The sequence below is a fragment of the Kitasatospora sp. NPDC030952 genome (assembly GCF_055571335.1).
In genome coordinates, this window is sequence record NZ_JBVIFM010000027.1 from 107,310 (window position 1) to 124,602 (window position 17,293).

A 17,293-nucleotide genomic window follows, 5' to 3' on the forward strand; every position below is an offset into this window, starting at 1 on the left:
CGCGGCACCTCACTCCGGCGGCAGCTGCGCCGGGTACGCGTCACTCCGGCGGCAGCTGCGCCAGGTACGCGTCGATCTCGGCCGGTCCCGGCTCCGGCGCGAGCTCGGGGAACTCCTCCACCAGCAGCCGCGGCAGCCCGGGCACCGTCCAGTCGCCGAGCAGGTCGAGCGCCACCTCGGCCGCGGCCGCCTCGAAGTCCTCGAAGTCCCCGGCCAGTTCGTCCGGCATCGGCCGCCCCAGCGCGTTCAGCTCGGCCAGGTTGCGGTAGCTGCGCCGCATCAGGCCCTGCTCCAGCAGCCGCCGCGCGCCGTCGGTGGCCATGCCGACCGACAGCACCCGGCCCGGCCCCCAGCCCTGCTCGTCCGGATCGTCCAGCCAGCCGGTCGGCGTCAGCGCCTCGTACCCGGCGAGCCGCTCCTCCTCGCCCAGCCCGGCGAAGCCGGCCAGCCAGTCCCGGACGGCCGCCGGGTCCGTGACGTCCACCCCGTGGGCGTGCAGCAGCACCGCGTACAGCCGGGGCCAGGTCACCAGGTCGGCGCGGCGCAGCAGCCCGACGGCGACCTCGCCCTGCCACTCGGCCTCGGCGTGCAGCCGCTCCTGGCGCTTGGCGTTGAGCCGCTTCGCCGCCCGCTGGTGGTCGACCAGCAGCCGGACGGCCTCGCCGTAGGCGAACGGGTCCTGTTCCGGGTCGGGTTGGACGTAGAGGTGGAGCCGTTCGTACAGCAGGTGTTCCACCGCGTCGGAGGTCAGTTCGGGCCAGCCGTCGTGCATCCTGCCCTCGCCCAGCTCCAGCAGCGCCAGCACCGTGCGCAGCGGCCTCTCGGCCACCGGCGCCCGGTCCTGCCCGGCCGCCCAGGCGAGCAGGTCGGCGGCCCTGGTGCGCGGGGCGAGTCGCAGGTCTTCGTCGTTCATGTTCCGAACGGTAGCCGCCGGACGGGGATAGGGTCGGCAGCCATGGTCCCCGTACGTCTCACCGGCCCCCGGCTCGCCGTCCGCGAGTACCACCACACCCCGGCGGAAGTGGACGCGCTGCACGCGCTGTTCGGCGACCCGGAGGTGACCCGCTACCTCCCCTTCGAACCGCGTGACCGGGAGACCTGCGCCGACCAGATCGAGCTCTACCTGGAGGAGGCGATGGCCGACGAGCGGGACACCTACCGGCTCGCCGTCGTCCGGCGCGAGGACGCCGAGGACCCGGCCGACGCGGTGCCGGTCGCCCACGCCAGCCTCACCCTCGGCAGGTCCCGCTCCGCCTACCTCGGCTACGTGCTGAGCCGCCCGGTGTGGGGCCTCGGCTACGCGGGCGAGATCGCCGGACTGCTCTGCGAGCTCTCCTTCGGCCGGCTCGGCCTGCACCGGCTGGCCGCCCGGGTCGACGTGGACAACACCGCCTCGGCCAGGGTGCTCGCCCGGCTCGGCTTCCAGTTGGAGGGGCGGGTCCGGCACGACCTGTTCAAGGGCGGGGTCTGGTGCGACTCGTACCAGTACTCGCTGCTCGCCGACGAGTGGCCCGGCCGGCAGTAGCGGGGGCGGGGGTTGAGGGCAGGGGGCAGGGGCTGAGGGCAGGGGCTGAGGGCAGCGGCCGGGGGTTAACCCCACCCCCGATCCGCCGGTCCTCCGGATGTTTGCCGGGCCGCCCCCCGGCCAGACTTGAACACGTCAGCAGGTACGAACGCGAGCACGAACGAGGGGCCGGGGGCCGGGGATGAGCAGTAGCCGAAGCACGCTGGGTCAGGAGTGGGACGCCCCTGGCCGTTACGGCGACGACGGTGCGCGCCCGGCCGGGGCCCGTCGCACCGAGCAGCCGCCGGGCTTCTGGCGGGCGCCGTTCTCCGGCCACTACTACCGGGAGGTCGGCTACGCACTCACCGGTCTGCCGGTGGCGATCGTCGGCTTCACCGTCGCGATCGCCCTGTTCTCGGTCGGGATCGGCACCTTCGTCACCGTCCTCGGCCTGCCCGTGCTGGCGGGCCTGACCAGCGCCTCCCGGGGCCTGGGCCGGGCGGAGCGGGCCCGGGTGCGCGGGATGCTCGCCCTGGACGTGCCCGGCCCGGCGCCGGTGCGCCAGGTGCGCCCGGGCAACTGGGGCGCGATCACGGCGCGGCTGGCCGACGGCCCGGGCTGGAAGGCCGCGCTGTACCAGCTGGTGATGTTCCCCTGGGCGGTGTTCAGCTTCTGCATGACGCTGACGTTCCTGGTGCTCGGCTGGGCGATGGCGCTCTACCCGCTCTACCACTGGGTCTTCCCGCGCTACACCTCCTGGCGCGGCTACCAGCTGTTCGACTTCACCGACAGCCACCACGTCCGGCACGCCTACTACGTCGAGGGCACCGGGCAGATCGCCGCCTTCTCGGCGATCGGGGTGCTGCTGATCTTCCTCACCGCGCGGATGGTCCGCGGCCTGACCGGCGTCAACCGGGCCGCCGCCCAGGGCCTGCTCGGCCGCTGAGCCCCGGCGCCCGCCACTCCGCTCCGCCGCCGCCCCCGCCCCCCGTTCCGCCCCCGCCCCGCCCCGTCCGTGTTCCGGATGCGGGCGGGGCGGGCTCGTGTTCGGATGACCGGGTGATCACCGCCCCCGACCCGGGCCGGCCCCGCGCCCCGGACCAGGCCGTCCTGGTCACCTCCCGCCCGCTGGACGAGTACTGCGCCCTGTTCGGCCTCACCCGCGCACAGCTCGCCGCCCTGCCCGGCCCGCTGCTGGACTGCCCGGGCGGCGCGGCCGGCCTGACCGCCGAGGCACGCGAGCTGGGCTGCCGGGTGATCGCGGTCGACCCGGCGTACGCGCTGCCGCTCCCCGAGATCCAGGCCCGGGCACTGGCCGCCCGGGCCTCGATGGCCCTCGCGATGGCCGCGCGACCCCACCTCTACCCCTCGTCCCGCCCGTACCGGCCGCCCCGCCCCGAGCGCTACCTGCGCAGCTGGGACCGCGCCCGCCTGCTGTTCGCCGCCGACTCGGCCGCCCACCCGCAGAGCTACCTGGCCGCGGTGCTGCCCCGGCTGCCCTTCGCGGACGGCGCCTTCGCCCTCACCCTGAGCGGCTACCTGATCTTCGCCTACCCCGAACTGTTCGGGCCGGAGCACCAGTTGGCCGCTCTCGCCGAGCTGGTCCGGGTGACGGCCCCGGGAGGCGAAGTACGGGTCCAGCCGCTGAACGACGGCCACGGCCGCCGCTGCGGGCACCTGGACCGGCTGCGGTACGCGCTCGGCGAGCGCCGGATAGCCAGCGAGGTCCGCCGGGTGCCGCTCGGGGACGGCCGCGCCGGGAGGGTCATGGTCCTGCGGGCCGCCGACCGACGCCTCGGCCGGTCGTCCCCGACAACCGGCCCGTAATGGTCACTACCCTGGTTTGCCCCTATACTCGCCCGCATGAGCGAGACCACGATCCGGCCCGCCCGGCCGGCCGACGCCGACCGGCTCACCGCACTGATCCAGGCCTCCACCGCCTACCGCGGCGCCTACTTCGCGATGATCGACGGCTACGTCGTGAGGCCCGACTACATCGAGCGCCACGAGGTGCGGATGGCCGTGGACGGCACCGACGACCGACTGCTCGGCTTCTACGCGCTGATCCACGAACCGGCCGAACTGGACCTGATGTTCGTCGCCGACGAGGCCCAGGGACTGGGCATCGGGCGGGCGTTGATCACGGACATGCTGGACCGGGCCCGGGCGGCCGGCATCGCCGCGGTCAAGGTCGTCTCGCACCCGCCCGCCGAGGGCTTCTACCGCCAGGTGGGCGCCGAGCGCACCGGCACCCGCCCGCCGCGGCCCAAGACCCCCTGGGAACAGCCCGAACTGCGCTTCACCGTCTAGGAGTTCACCTGCGGGCAGCCGCCCTGGGCGGGGTCCGGTGCCGCCGCCGACTGGGCCGGGACGAAGGCCGCCGTCTGCAGCCGGGACAGTATCTTCTCCGCCAGCCAACTGCGGTCCGACCCGTACGGGATGCCCCGCGGGTCGACCAACTGCGCCGCCACCGCGTCCCGCAGCCGCTGCGCCTCGGCGCCGGGCAGCCGGGAGAGCAGGCCCCGGGCGGCCAGCAGCGCGTGGTACTGCTCGAAGCCCGAGCGCGGGTGCTCGATCGCGTCCAGCACGCTCGGCAGGTCCGCCAGCGAAGGGTCGCCCTGCATCAGCGCGAGCGCCTGGATCCGGCGGCCCTCGGAGCCGTCGGCGTAGAGGTCCCGCACCTGGTCGGCGGTGAGCGCCGAGCGCTTCGCGGTCGAGCGGACCTCCGCCACCACGCCCTCCGGCCCGTTGGGGGAGTCCGAGGCGGGCGGCAACTGCGCGGCCAGCGCGGCGGGTTGGTCGGCGCTGCCGCCGAGCAGTCCGAGCTGCTGCATCGCGCGCACCCGGAGGTCGTCCGCGCCCACCTTGTCGCCCCGCCGGTCGCGGTCCTGCCCGGCCAGGAAGAGGTCCAGCGCCTCGTCGGTCTCGGTCAGCACCCGCGGCAGCGCCAGCCGGGTGACCAGCCAGCCGGCCAGGAAGCCGAGGACCAGGAAGTACAGCACCAGCGCGGCCGCGAACGGCACCGCGGCGTCCGCGCCGCCCAGCACGGGCGCCAGCGCCGTACCGAGCTGGTGCAGCCGCTCGCCGAGCGAGCCGAGCTGGGTGAGCCCGACGCCCAGCAGCACCTTGGTCAGCCAGTCGGAGACCTGCTCCAGATTGGTGTTCGGCGCGTACGAGCCCTGCGGCTCGCCGGAGCCGCTCTTCACCCGGGGCACCCCGAACAGGAAGCCCAGCGCACCGCCGAGCACCGTCGAGGCCCCGGCGACCACCAGGCCGCCGCCGAGCGCCTGCCAGGCGTGCTCCCGGCCGAGCGAGAACATCAGCAGTCCGAGCAGTCCGGTGCCGGCCAGCACCCCGGCCGCCGTCCACTGCGCCGTCCGCAGTGCCGACGCACCGGCCCGTCGCCGCGCCCTGGTCATCGCCCACCCCCTGTGTCCGCGCCGCTCCGCCGCGCCCCGTCGTTCCCGTGGTAGGGCCGCGCCGACTCTAGCGCCGGGGCCCCACCACGGGAACGCCCCGGGGGCGCCGCCGCTACGACGGGGGCGGCCGCTGAGGAGGCCCGGCCCCGGAAACGCAGACGGCCCGCGGGCTGCTCCGCGACGCCGGCCCGTGCACTGGCCTGGCGTCGCGGCACCGGGGATGTTCCGGTGAGCCCGCGGACCGGGTGACTGCTGTGGATTTCGCCTGCCGGAGGCCAGGGGCCTCACCCTGCGCAGGCAGGGGCGGCTCTAGCGAGCAGCCACCTCACGCATCCTGATGGAACTCAATTCAGGATCACCTCCCTTCAGTGTGCCGCCACTGTAGGCAGGCCCCTGCGGGGAGGGCAACGGATTATTCGCGGACGCCGCTCAGGCGCTCTTCACCTTGTCCTGGAACTTGGTGTAGTCGATCACGTTGTCGGCCGACGGGGCCTGGATGGTGACCGGCTTGTCGAAGTCGCTGAAGTCGATCTGGCCCTTGTCGGAGCCGGTGGTCTTCTCCAGCCGCACCGGGTAGAACTTGCCCTCGGTGGCGATGTGGAGGAGCGACTCCTCGCCCTTGTCGTCCTTCTCCTTGAGGCTGAAGGTCTTCAGCCCGTTGACGGTGCCGGCGCTGCCCTTGGTGGGGGTGCTGGAGCCGTCGTCGAGCATCTGCTTGCTCGCGTCGGAGAGCTTGCAGAAGTCGGTCAGGTCCTTCATCTTCGGGTCGTTCTGGAAGCCGGTCAGGTAGCGGCCCTTGAACAGCTCGGCGACGGCGTCGCCCTTCGGCCCGCCGAAGGTCTTCCAGAACTGGGTGTCCGGCTTGAGGAAGTACTGCTTGCCGTCGCTGATGATCTCGAAGGAGCCCATGCCGGGCAACGCCATGCTGCCCTGGCACTGGCCCGTGGAGTCCATCACCATGTTGATGGTCATCTCGCCGTCGTCGCTGGCCATCTTGCCGGCGATCTTGAGCGAGGTGGCGCCGGCCAGCGCGTCCTGGGCCTTCTTCTCGATCTCCTGGGCGGTCAGGTTGTCGGTGTCCAGCTTCGCCACCGTCGGGGTCGGCGTCGGCGTGGCGGTCGGAGTCGCGGCTGCGGCTGCGGCCGCGGTGGTCGCGGGCGCGGCGGCCTTGTCCGAGTCCTTGTTGTCACCGCAGGCGGCCGTGCCGGCTCCCAGGAGGAGACAGATCGCGGCGGTGCTCGCCAGGCGCTTCGACAGCATCGAGGTCGTTCCTTATCCAGGGCACGGCCCCGCCGTCCCCCATTTGGATGAATTTTTTCCTCAGTATGGGGGAGCGCTATGGCCGGAGATCTTGAAACGGGGCGCCGTTACCGCTTCGTGGCGGGACCGTGCTGTGCCCGTGCCGGGGAATGCGAAAGGCCCGGAGGAAGAATCCTCCGGGCCTTTCGGCTACTGAGTAGCGGGGACAGGATTTGAACCTGCGACCTCTGGGTTATGAGCCCAGCGAGCTACCGAGCTGCTCCACCCCGCGTCGGTGAACACAACAATACGGGGAAGTCGCCGAGATGGGAAATCGGTTCTTCGGGCCGCCCCGGTACCGGCCTGCGACTACCCCCGCGCCGCCCGTCTGCCGCGCCGTTCGGCGTGCCTGGCGGCGCGGGCTCTGGCCCAGAGCGCGAAGCAGACCAGCGCCACGAAGCAGGGCACCATCAGCACCCCGTAGACCACCAGGAAGCCGTCCGTCCCCAGGTCGGCGGCGGCGTTCCAGGTGCCGTGCAGCACCATCGCCAGCAGCAGTCCGGTGGGCGCGGCCAGCCGGGCCAGCCAGCGTCGCCCGGTGGTGAGGGCGACGGCCAGGCCGATCCCGGTGAGCGCGGTGAACAGCGGGTGGGCGAACGGGGAGAGCAGGGCGCGCAGCACGAAGGTCTGCACGGTGCTGTCGAAGTCGCGCAGGCTGGGCGGATCGCCCAGGCCGATGCTGTCCAGCCGGTTGCGCTGGTCGGTGCTGAAGGCCCGGCCCAGGTAGAGGGCGTTCTCGGTGAAGGCGAAGCCGCAGGCCGTCATCCCGCCGAGCACCACCCCGGCGGCCAGGGTGCGCGGCCGGGAGCGGCGGTGCGGCGCGCCGGGGGAGGACGGGGCCGGGCAGAGGTACGGCAGCGGCCGCAAGTAGGGGCGGAGCCGCAGCCGGCTCCGGGCGTGCGGCCCGGCCGGGCGGCGCTGGTACGGGCGGGCGCGCCGGGGCGAGGGCGACCGGTGCAGCAGCGGCGCGCACGGGCGGCCGGAGCGGCGGCCGTGGCAGCGCAGCCGCTGGCCGAGCGGCAGGAGCAGCACCAGGAGGGCGGTGGCCTTGGCGCTCTCCTCGATCACCGGGGTGGCGATCCCGGTGCCGAGCAGCCCGCCGAGGGCGCCCTGGTGGGTGGTCAGGTAGTCGGCGGTCCAGTTGTTGGCGAGGATCGCGACCGTGGTGGCCGCGCAGGCGCCCCAGCCGAGGCAGAACACGGTGTGCCGCAGCGGTACCCGGGCGGTCAGGTTGAGCCAGGCCAGGCCGCCCAGCACGAAGGGCAGCGGCACCATCGCCAGGCCCAGGCCCACCAGCAGCCCGGCGGTGCCGGTCTGCCGCTGGACCAGGTGCAGGATCAGCAGCCCGCAGCAGCTCAGGGTCAGGACGGCGGCCGCGGTGACCGGGGGGAGCGCCGGTGAGCGGCGACGGCCCGGGGGCTGTTCCGGGGTGCCCGGCGCGGTGGCGGCGGCGGACGGCGGGGCGCCGCCGGGCCGGGGCAGCAGCCGGTCGGCCCGGCGCCTCCGGGGCCCCGGGATGGTCCGGGTGTCGCCGGGGCGCGGGCCCGTACCCGGTGCGTCGGCGGCGGTGCGGACGGTGACCCGCCCCGACCGGACGCCGCGGCCGCCGCCGGACGGGCTGCCCATGCGGCACAGGGTAGGCCACGGTGGCGGCCCGTCGGGAGGAGTCGGGACGAACCGTTCGTCCCGGGCCGGACCGTCCGTACGGCCCGGCGGGGCCCGTTCGAACGGCCGCGGACCGTCAGCGGCGGCGGAACAGCAGGTCGTGCACCACGTGGCCCTTGGCGATCCCGGCCCGCTCGAACTTGGTGACCGGGCGCCAGTCGGGCCGCGGCGCGTAGCCGGGGACGCTGCCGTCCGGGTGGTCCGCGGGCTCCAGCCAGCCGGTGCCGTCACCCTCGGGGTGCAGGTTCTCCAGCTCCGGCGAGGCGGACAGCACGGCCAGCATCTGCTCCGCGTACGGCTCCCAGTCGGTCGCGCAGTGCACCAGCGCGCCCGGGGCGAGCCGGGGCAGCACCAGGTCGAGGAAGGACGGCTGGACCAGTCGGCGCTTGTGGTGCTTGGGCTTGGGCCACGGGTCGGCGAAGTAGACCCGCAGGCCGGCCAGCGAGGCGTCCGGCAGCATGTCGCGCAGCAGGATGACGGCGTCGCCGGCGGCCAGCCGGACGTTCCGCGAACCGTCCCGCTCCAGCATGCCGAGCAGGTTGCCGTGGCCGGGGGTGTGCACGTCGGCGGCCAGGATGCCGGTCGACGGGTCGGCGGCGGCCATCGCGGCGGTGGTCTCGCCCATCCCGAAGCCGATCTCCAGGGTGACCGGCAGGCCGCCGAACAGCTCCGGCAGGTCGAGCGGGGTGCCGTCGATCGGGACGCCGTAGGTCTCCCAGCTCCGGTCCAGGGCGCCCGCCTGGGCGTTGGTCATCCGGCCCCGGCGCGGCTGGAAGCTGCGGATGCGCCGCTCCCGGTGCTGTTCCTCGGTGGCCTTGTGCGGGTACATCGGCGCGGGGTAGGCGGCCGGCGCCGCGGACAGCCGGGCGGACGGCGATTGCTGGGGGATCGGGGCGGTGGCAGTCACAATCACCCGAGTCTACGGGGCCTCGCGGGGCGCCCGGAGGGGTGTGTGACGGGGCTCATCCACCGGCCTCCAGCGCGGCCAGGGCCCGGCGGGCCACCTCCCGGCCGATCGGCAGGGAGGCCGTCGCGGCGGGGGATGGGGCGTTCAGCACGTGCACCGTGCGGCGAGGGGAGCGCGGGTCCTCGGGGTCGAAGCCGGCGAAGGCGAAGTCGTCCAGCAGCGAGCCGTCCCGGGCCACCGCCTGGGCCCGTACCCCGGCCGGGGCCGGCACCAGGTCGGCGGCGGTCACGGCCGGCAGCAGGCGGCGGACGGCGGTGGTGAACGCCCGCTTGGACAGCGAGCGGTGCAACTCGCCGACCTCGTACCGCCAGTGCCGCCGCAGGATCCGCCAGGTGCCGGGGAAGGCGAGGGTCCCGGCCAGGTCGCGCGGGTGGACGGTGCGCCAGTCGTAGCCCTCGCGGGCCAGCGCGGGCACCGCGTTCGGGCCGACGTGGACGTCCCCGTGGATCCCCCGGGTGAGGTGCACCCCGAGGAAGGGGAAGGCCGGGTCGGGCACCGGGTACACCAGTCCGCGCACCAACTCCCGGCGCTGCTCGGCCAGTTCGTAGTACTCGCCGCGGAACGGCACGATCCGCACCCCCGGGTCGTCCCCGGCCAGCCGGGCGATCCGGTCGCTGTGCAGCCCGGCGCAGTTCACCAGCACCCGGCAGCGCAGCTCCCCGTCGGCGGTGCCGACCGTCACGCCGTCCCGGCGCCGGGCGACCGTCCGGACCTCGGTGCCCGGCCGCAGTTCGGCGCCCGCCTCCCGGGCCAGCCGGGCGTACGTCGTCGCGACGGCCGGGAAGTCGCAGATGCCGGTGGTGCCGACGTGCAGCCCGGCCCGCCCGCGGACCGCCGGCTCGTAGCGGGCGATCCCGGCCCGGTCCAGTTCGGTGACCGGGATGCCGTTCGCCCGGCCGCGCTCGGCCAGCGCCGCCAGCCGGGGCAGTTCGGCGTCGTCGGTCGCCACGATCAGCTTGCCGGTGACCTCGTGCGGGATGCCGTGCTCGCGGCAGAACGCCACCATCTCGGCGGCGCCCGCGACGGCGAACCGGGCCTTGTACGAGCCGGGGCGGTAGTAGACGCCGCTGTGGATCACCCCGCTGTTGCGCCCGGTCTGGTGCGCCGCGAAGCCGTTCTCCTTCTCCAGCACCGCGACCCGCAGCCCGGATCCGCCCCTGGTCAGGGCGTACGCGGTGGCCAGGCCGACGATGCCGCCGCCGACCACCACGACATCGAACCCGCCGTCCGCCACCCTGTACTCCTCGTCCGCCGCCCGACCCCTGCGGCCGATGGTGCCACGGGAGTCGGCCGCCGGCGCCGGTTTCGCGCAGGTTGCACCGGTGGCCTCCGGGCGACGTCGCCCATGCGTCTCCCCGCGCGTCGGTCGGCCCGTCAAGGCTCCGCCGCTCAGGTGCGTGGTCCGTCGTCCGTGGTGCGTGGTCCGTCGTGCGTGGTCCGTGGTGCGTGGTCCGTCGTGCTGCCACCGGCATGCCGAGGTGGGCGGCAGTGTTCTGCCGCCCACCTCGCCGTGCGGAGCCGCTCCCCAGCGGCTCCACCCCCCGTGCGGCCGGTGCGGTCGCGCGCAAGGCCCCCCGGCCCCGCGCGTCCACCGCCGTTCCCCCCGTCCGGCCGCGTGGTGGTGCGGCCCGGCTCCCCGGCCCGGCACGCACCATCGTGGTCAATGACCCTGGACCTCCCAGGGCCAGCCGGCGTCGGCCCCCGCCTCCAGGAGGGGGATCAGCCGGAAGGCCGCGTCACTGAGGCCACCGAAGGTGTGCCGGTTGGCGACACCGCTCGGGCCGTGACCGGTGGCGTAACCGGCCAGGTTCCAGGTGTAGACGGGCACGTGCGCCGGGATCGCGTCGAGCGGGTCGCTGCCCCGGTAACCGAAGCCGGGCTGCTCGTCGGTGACGATCACCACCCGGTCGTGGCCCCGGTAGTGGGTGCGGACGGCCTGGGCGGTGTTGGTGCCGCCGAGGTCGGAGAACCGCTCCAGCACCCGCAGCACCGCCTCCCCGCGGCCGACCTCGATCACCCGGCTGCTGGAGCCGAACTCGACCAGGTCCGCCCGGGCCGCCCGCACCTTCAGCGCGGTGCCGAAGATCGCCGCCGAGTCCGCCCGGTTGAGCTGGGTCTGCGCGCTGGGCCGGTCGAACATCGAGCCGGAGCGGTCCACCAGGATCAGCGTCCGGCCGGGCAGCTCGGGCACGTTGGCGAGCGAGTGGCCGAGCGCCGTCTCCAGCGCGTGGCCCCACCGCAGCGAGGGCGCGTGCCGGTACGCCGCCAGGTAGCGGAACGGGAACTGGCGCGAGCGCCGTACCTCGCCCTGGTCGGAGACCCGCCGGGCCACCTCGGCCGCGACCGCGTCCGACACCCCGGCCTGGTCGAAGTTGCGCAGGTTCCGCACCAGCGCCATCGGGCCCATGGAGGGGATGACCGCCTCCCAGACCGGCGCGTCCAACGGGCCCTGCAACCAGCCCGCCAGCGCCTCCCAGGTCAGCCCGGCGGCGGCCAGCCGCTCCGCGCCGTCCTTCGCCGTCACGGCGGCCCGGCGCTGCTCGACCGGCAGTGCGAGCAGCTCGCGGTTGGCGGTCAGCATCCGGTCGACGGCCGGCGGGACGGCCTCCTCCGGCCGGTGCCGGCGGTCCAGCGCGTAGCCGAACAGCGCGCCCTGCCAGGGCTTCGCCGGGTCCGGCGACGGGTGGGTCAGCTCCAGGACGTCACCGAAGCGGTAGCCCTTGCTCGCGGTGTCGTACTTGAGCAGCGCACGGGCGTCGTACAGCCGCCGCACCGCGTCCGCGACGCCGCGCTTGAGCGGCTTGGGCAGCGCCCGGCCGTAGCGCGAGGTCCAGTAGGCGAGCAGCTCGCCGGGCTCGTCCGCGCGCCGCAGCACGGCGTCGACGGCCTGCCGGGAGTACCCGTGGGCGCCGGCGTCCAGCCGGGCCCGGGTGAACTCGGCGGCGCCGACCAGCGCGGCGGTGCGCAGCTGCGCCCCGTACCGCAGCCAGCGCAGCAGCCCGAGGGTCCACTCCGGGTCGCTGACGGCGAGTTCGCGCACCAGCGCGGTGTAGCGGTCGTCGCGGGCGCCGCCGCGCTCGTAGAAGGTGTCCTGGCCGACCAGGTTGGCGACGGCCAGCAGGAACAGCTCGGACTTGGCGTCCCGGACGAACCCCACGCCGCCGTTGTGGTTGGCCGTGCGCTTGCCGGTCGTGGTCACGGGTGACGTCGGAGTCGCCTTGGCCTTGCGGATGTTGAACCTGGACATGCTGCAGCCCCCCTCGGCGTGCTTGGTCGTGTGTACGGAGGGAGGCATGCTGCGGCTGGGGGTGCCCGAGATCGTGCCGGCCGTTGGACGGCCGACGTCGGCGGAGGTGTATGCCTTGTGCTCTACCGGATTGAGCTAGCGGCCGCACTCGCGCACGGCACGCCCGGGATTTGAACCCGGAACCGCAAGATCCGAAGTAACCCCCGCCTGCGCACCGGGCACTCCGAAGCGCAGCTGCCTCCCGAGATCAGGTCGGCGGCGGTGTTTCGCGGGCTCGAACCGCTACGCCGGAATACCGGCGTCTACCAGAAGTAACCGCTGCCGTCGCACCGGGAGGTGCGGAATTCTCTTCACGTATAGGTGTCCAGAGTTCAAGGTCGGCTGAGGTGACGAAGCTGCTCTACCAACTGAGCTACACCGGCCCGAAGCCGGTGACGGGACTCGAACCCGCGACCCGCCCATTAAGAGTGGAAGTAACCTCTGCCTGCGCACCTGGACGAGAGAGACCTTATCCAGGCCCCTCCCGCAGGTGCATCCCATTTAGACCGACCGGCACATGGTGGGCGGCGTCGCGACGCCCGGGCTGTCGCCTGGACCGCGTTGTCGTCGGTCGCCGCAGCTCCGCTGCTACTCCCTCCTCCGCCTTGCCAGGCTCGGCCCGGACGCCGCTTCTTGCTCCACCCACCATGTGCCGGTCGGTCTTATCGCCGGGCATTCCATCGGCTCCGGCGGCTCACGCCGGAGCGACGATCACCGCCCGCGCCCGCTCGGTCAACTCCCGTACCCGGCGTTCCCCCTGGAAGGGCTCCAGCCGCCGCAGCATCTCCACCACGTACTCCCGGCTGCGCTGCGAGGAGATCCGGCCGGCCACCTCGACGGCGCGTTCGCCGGCGGCGACCGCGGCGTCCAGGTTGCCCGCCTCGGCCTCGGCCATCGCCGAGACCACCAGCCGCAGGCCGTGCGAGCGGACGAAGCCCTCGGTGGGCTTGGCCAGCGCCTCGCGGGTGAACTGGCGGACCTTGGAGGGCACTCCGAGGTCGCGGAAGCACTCGGCGGCGTCGGCGGCGAGCCGGTCGTAGGCGTAGAAGTCGATCCACGCCGGATCGGGATCCCCGGCGCGTGCCCGTTCGAGTGCGCTCTCCGCCGCGCCGAGCGCCGTCGCGCACGCCGCCGCGTTGCGGGCCTTGGCCTGGGCCCGCGCCTCCACCAGGTGGAAGAAGCTCATGGTCCGGGCGGTGGCCAGGCTCCGGTTGCGCTCCAGCGCGGCCTGGGCGAGGTCGACGGCCTCCTCGGCGAAGCCCCGGTAGCCGGCCTGCAGGCTCATCGAGGCCAGTACGTACCCGCCGAGCGGCACGTCGGCGGCGGCCCGGGCGAGCCGCAGGGCCTGGATGTAGTACCGCTGGGCCGCCTCGTGCTGCCCGGTGTCGAAGGCCATCCAGCCGGCCAGCCTGGTCAGTTCGGCCGTCGCGCCGAACAGCGCCCGGCCGACCGCGTCGCTGTACGAGGCCAGCAGCAGCGGCGCCGCCTCCACCCGCAGGCACTCCGGCACCATCGACGAACGCCAGTCCCCGCCGCCGTACTTGGAGTCCCAGCGGCGGGCCTCCTGGGCGGCCTCGCGGAGCTTGACGGCGTCCGAGTGGCCGACCCGGTACGAGGAGTTCTCGCTGGGGGAGCGCGGCACCTCGCGGGCCACCGAGCCGTCCGCCGGGTTGATCAGCCAGCGGGAGACGGGCGTCGCGTAGGCGGCCACCGAGAAGGTGCCGGCCAGGCTGTCGCTCCAGCGGCCGCCGCCGGGCCCGCGCCGCAGGTCGAGGTCGACCCGGAACAGGTCGGTGGCCGAGCGCACCGCGTCGGAGACCTCGCGCGGGAAGGCCAGGCCGAGTTCGGGCGCCGGGTCGGTGTCGCCCAGGCCGATCTCCTCCAGCGGGACGGGTCGGCCGAGCTTGCCGCCGATCGCGGTGGCGATCAGGTGCGGGACGGGCCCCTGCGGGACCATGCCCTTGCTCACCCAGCGGGCCACCGAGGTCTTGTCGTAGCGCAGCGTCAAACCGCGCTGGGCGCCCAGGTCGTTGACCCGTCGGGCCAGTCCCGCGTTGCTGATCTGGGCGAGGGTCAGGAGCGTGCCGAGCCGTTCGTTCGGTCCTCGTGGGCTGACGGTCATGGTGGCGGCGGCACCTCCTGCGGCCTTGTGCGCGGGGCCCGGGCGGCACCGGGCCGTAGCTGCTGTACCTAGAGTAGTCGGACGCGTTCCGACGGTTAAGAGGCCGCATTCCGGATGGCGGGATCGCGCACCCGGCGCTGCCGTGCCGGGCCGCCGCGGGAGTTGGTCCGGACCACCCGGAGCGGTTCGGCCACGCCGCGCGCCGGAGCGCCGTGCTCCGGTCCCGTGTTCACGTGCGCCCGGCCGTGCTCCCTGGCCCGACCGGCCGCGCGGCGATTCGCTGGTGGTCGTGGGTCGGCCCGCCGTCGAGGACCCGGCGGGCCGGGGGATGCCGCCGCCTCAATCCCCGCGGGCGGCGGTTGAGTCCGGGAGGGCATGCGGATGCCCTCCCGGGCGGGGCGACGCCTTTCGGCCATCTCGCGATGCCCATGTCAAGGGTGCCGCCCGGGCGGTCCGGGCCAGGGAGGGGGAGGCCCGGCCCGCCCGAATCCACCCCGCGCCCGACTCCCGCCCCGACTCGTGTCCCGGGCCCGCCGAAACGGAAGCGGAACCGACAACACCGGCCCCGACGGCGGCCGGTGGTGGCACGATGTCTCCTGACGGCGCGCCGGAACGCGGGCACGCCCGGACGCGCGTGCGGGCCGCCCCGAACCGGGGCCGCCCCGGCACCCCACCCGGCCGCCCGCCCGGCGCCGGACGCGCCGCGCGAGTGCAGGTCCTCGTCCGGTGGAGGCGCGATGCGGTGGCTGACGGGCTGGAGCACGGGCGCGCCCCGGGCGGGAGCGCCCGCCCAGGAGGCCCTCGCCACGGTCGCACCCATCGCCGCCCGCCCCCTCTGGACCGGCCCCAACCCGCTCTGGGCGGTGGGCGACTGGCGCCCCGAGGAGATCCGCCTGGTCACCCTCCGCCCCGGCGCCCCCGCCGCCGTCAGCACCGGCCCGACCACCCCCGACCCGGTCGCCGACACCCCCGCCACCACCCGGCTCGCCGTCCTCGGCCACTGCGGGGCCACCGACCCCGAACTCGCCGCCGGCCTCGCCGCCGCCCGCGGCGGCGCCGTCCGCCACCTCACCGCCTGGCCCGGCAGCTACACCGTCGTGCTCCGCACCGGCACCCGCTCCACCCTGCTGCTCACCGACCTGGCCGGCGCCCAGCCCGTCTTCCACACCCCCTGGGCCGGCGGCACCGCGTACGCCACCGCCGCCCTCCCGCTCGCCGACCTGGTCGGCGCCGCCCTGGACACCGGCCACCTCGCCGCCCGGCTCGCCTGCCCCGAATCCCCGGAGGCACTCGGCACCGGCACCCCGTACCTGGGCGTCCAGCGGGTGCCGCCCGGCCATGTGCTCGCCATCCGCGGCGGCCGCCCGTACCTCGACCCCTACGACGAACCGCCCGGCGCCGAACAGCCGCGCGACGAGGCCCCGGCCGTCCGCGAACTCACCCGCGCGCTGCTGGAATCCGTCCGCTCCCGGGTCCGCACCCCCGCGCCGGCCACCGACCCCGCCGGACGCGCCCGGCTCGGCGTCGACCTCTCGTACGGGACGGCCTCCGCCACCGTCGCCCTGCTCGCCGCCGCCGTACCGCTGCCGCCGGTCCCCGCAGCCGGGCTGCCCGCGCCCCGGGCCGGGGGCGCCGGTGCGGCCGGCAGCGGCGGCAGCACTCGCGGCGGCGTCAGGAGCGGCGCGGTGAAGGGCTCCTGGGTCCGGGACACCGCCCAGGAGCCGTCCGCCCCCGAGCGGTTGGCCGCCGTCACGCTCGGCGAGACCGAACCGCCCACCACCCTCGCGCTCGCCCCCGACACCCCCCGGCTGCGGCACACCGTGCTCGACCCCGGCCCCGACACCCTCCCGTACGCGGTCCTGCGCACCGACCCGCAGTCCGGCCCGCTCACCGACGAGCCCGGCCCCGAACTCGTCGCCGCCGCCCGCGCCGCGGCCCGCTTCGACGCCGGCGGCACCGACCACCTCACCGGCTACGGCGCCCGCCAGGTCCTGGACGGCCACCCGGCCCGGCTCGCCGACCTCATCCGGGCCGGCCGGCCGCGCGAACTCCTGCCCCCGGTCGCCGCCCTGGCCGGCGCCGACCGGGCCGCCGTGGGCGTGCTGGCCGGCGCGCTGCGCACCCCGCTCACCGTGGTCCGGGCCGCCCACCGGCTCTCCCGGGTCCGCTACGCCGAGGCGCTGGACGAGGCGGCCGCCAAGCTCACCGCCCGGCACGTCCCGGACGGCGCCGGCACCGCGGGCGACCGCTCGGCCGTCGACCTCGCCTGGTGCGTCCCCGGCCCGGCCGCCCGCTGGCTCTCCGACGAGGCGCTCTCCTCGGTCGCCCTCCGGCTGCGGCTGGCAGCGCGCAGACCGGCGCCCGAGGAACACCCCGGCGCGCACCGCGCCCGCCACGCCCTCTACCGCCAGGCACGCTCCTACCGCACGCTCCTGCACGCCGCCGAACGGCCCGGCCAACGGCTGCACGCGCCCTTCCTCGACAACCAGGTGGTCCGCGCCGCCCGACTGCTCCCCGACGACGTCCGCCTCCAACCCGGCGCCCGGCACGCCCTCCTGCACGCCGTCCTCACCGGTGCCGGCCGCACCGACCTGCCCCCCGACTGGGGCCGCGGCCCCCGCCCCGACCGCACCGCCCCCACCCGAGCCGGCCTGCGCCTCGCCGCCGACGGCCTCGCCGAACTCTTCGACGCCCCACTCCTCGCCGAAGCCGGCCTCATCGACCTCCCCGCCGTCCGCGCCGGCCTCACCGCCCCGCTCTCCCCGACCGCCCTCGCCGGCCTCGCCGACCTGGTCTCCACCGAACTCTGGCTCCGCCGCCTCCGCGCCCGCCGCCACGGCGCCTGCTGGACCGGCCTCCCCCACCCCCACCCCCCGGCCCTCACCTCCTGATCACCAGTCCCACCTCCCCCACCCCCACCCACCCAGCGGGCGCGCAGGGCAAAAAACGCGGGAACGCAAAAAAAACAAAACCAAAAAACACGAAAAAAAAAAACCGAAAAAAAAACAAAAAGAAAAAAGAAGAAAGAAAA

13 protein-coding genes and 1 tRNA gene are annotated in these 17,293 nt (G+C 75.0%); 5 read left to right on the forward strand and 9 right to left on the reverse strand.

What is annotated here, in order from left to right:
• Positions 1 to 40 precede the first annotated feature (40 nt).
• Positions 41 to 913, reverse strand: a complete 873-nt coding sequence (locus ACZ47G_RS33790) for a hypothetical protein (RefSeq protein ID WP_465749345.1) — start codon at positions 911 to 913, stop codon at positions 41 to 43.
• A gap of 42 nt (positions 914 to 955) precedes the next feature.
• On the opposite strand from ACZ47G_RS33790, the gene ACZ47G_RS33795 reads away from it, so the two are divergent.
• The 4 genes from ACZ47G_RS33795 to ACZ47G_RS33810 all read left to right on the forward strand — a co-directional run bounded on the left by ACZ47G_RS33795 (position 956) and on the right by ACZ47G_RS33810 (position 3,814).
• Positions 956 to 1,525, forward strand: a complete 570-nt coding sequence (locus ACZ47G_RS33795; RefSeq protein ID WP_465749347.1) for a GNAT family N-acetyltransferase — start codon at positions 956 to 958, stop codon at positions 1,523 to 1,525.
• 181 nt (positions 1,526 to 1,706) lie between these two features.
• On the forward strand, positions 1,707 to 2,450 hold the full coding sequence (locus ACZ47G_RS33800) for a sensor domain-containing protein (protein WP_465749349.1): 744 nt from the start codon (positions 1,707 to 1,709) through the stop codon (positions 2,448 to 2,450).
• Positions 2,451 to 2,563: 113 nt separating this feature from the next.
• Entirely contained in the window at positions 2,564 to 3,331 is a 768-nt protein-coding gene (locus tag ACZ47G_RS33805) for a hypothetical protein (RefSeq protein WP_465749351.1), read from the forward strand.
• 36 nt (positions 3,332 to 3,367) lie between these two features.
• Positions 3,368 to 3,814: a GNAT family N-acetyltransferase gene (locus ACZ47G_RS33810; RefSeq protein ID WP_465749353.1), complete on the forward strand. Its 447-nt coding sequence runs from the start codon at positions 3,368 to 3,370 to the stop codon at positions 3,812 to 3,814.
• Here the strand turns inward: ACZ47G_RS33810 and ACZ47G_RS33815 are convergent.
• The 8 genes from ACZ47G_RS33815 to ACZ47G_RS33850 form a co-directional block, all read right to left on the reverse strand.
• On the reverse strand, positions 3,811 to 4,923 hold the full coding sequence (locus tag ACZ47G_RS33815; protein WP_465749355.1) for a hypothetical protein: 1,113 nt from the start codon (positions 4,921 to 4,923) through the stop codon (positions 3,811 to 3,813). The two genes, ACZ47G_RS33810 and ACZ47G_RS33815, sit on opposite strands and share 4 nt — an antisense overlap.
• 429 nt (positions 4,924 to 5,352) lie before the next feature.
• On the reverse strand, positions 5,353 to 6,183 hold the full coding sequence (locus ACZ47G_RS33820; RefSeq protein ID WP_465749357.1) for a hypothetical protein: 831 nt from the start codon (positions 6,181 to 6,183) through the stop codon (positions 5,353 to 5,355).
• Positions 6,184 to 6,380: 197 nt separating this feature from the next.
• Positions 6,381 to 6,454, reverse strand: a tRNA-Met gene (locus ACZ47G_RS33825).
• 77 nt (positions 6,455 to 6,531) lie between these two features.
• A complete protein-coding gene (locus tag ACZ47G_RS33830; RefSeq protein ID WP_465749359.1) occupies positions 6,532 to 7,848 on the reverse strand; it encodes a PrsW family intramembrane metalloprotease in 1,317 nt (438 codons plus the stop codon).
• A gap of 115 nt (positions 7,849 to 7,963) precedes the next feature.
• Complete coding sequence (gene trmB / locus ACZ47G_RS33835) at positions 7,964 to 8,794, reverse strand: tRNA (guanosine(46)-N7)-methyltransferase TrmB (protein WP_380462396.1); 831 nt, start codon at positions 8,792 to 8,794, stop codon at positions 7,964 to 7,966.
• A gap of 55 nt (positions 8,795 to 8,849) precedes the next feature.
• On the reverse strand, positions 8,850 to 10,088 hold the full coding sequence (gene lhgO / locus ACZ47G_RS33840; RefSeq protein ID WP_465749361.1) for an L-2-hydroxyglutarate oxidase: 1,239 nt from the start codon (positions 10,086 to 10,088) through the stop codon (positions 8,850 to 8,852).
• A 426-nt stretch (positions 10,089 to 10,514) separates the two neighbouring features.
• Positions 10,515 to 12,101, reverse strand: a complete 1,587-nt coding sequence (locus tag ACZ47G_RS33845) for a TROVE domain-containing protein (protein ID WP_465749363.1) — start codon at positions 12,099 to 12,101, stop codon at positions 10,515 to 10,517.
• Between the two features lie 733 nt (positions 12,102 to 12,834).
• Complete coding sequence (locus tag ACZ47G_RS33850; RefSeq protein ID WP_465749365.1) at positions 12,835 to 14,262, reverse strand: MFS transporter; 1,428 nt, start codon at positions 14,260 to 14,262, stop codon at positions 12,835 to 12,837.
• Positions 14,263 to 14,999: 737 nt separating this feature from the next.
• Between ACZ47G_RS33850 and ACZ47G_RS33855 the strand changes: the two genes are divergently transcribed.
• Complete coding sequence (locus ACZ47G_RS33855) at positions 15,000 to 17,153, forward strand: asparagine synthase-related protein (RefSeq protein ID WP_465749367.1); 2,154 nt, start codon at positions 15,000 to 15,002, stop codon at positions 17,151 to 17,153.
• The last annotated feature ends 140 nt before the right edge of the window (positions 17,154 to 17,293 follow it).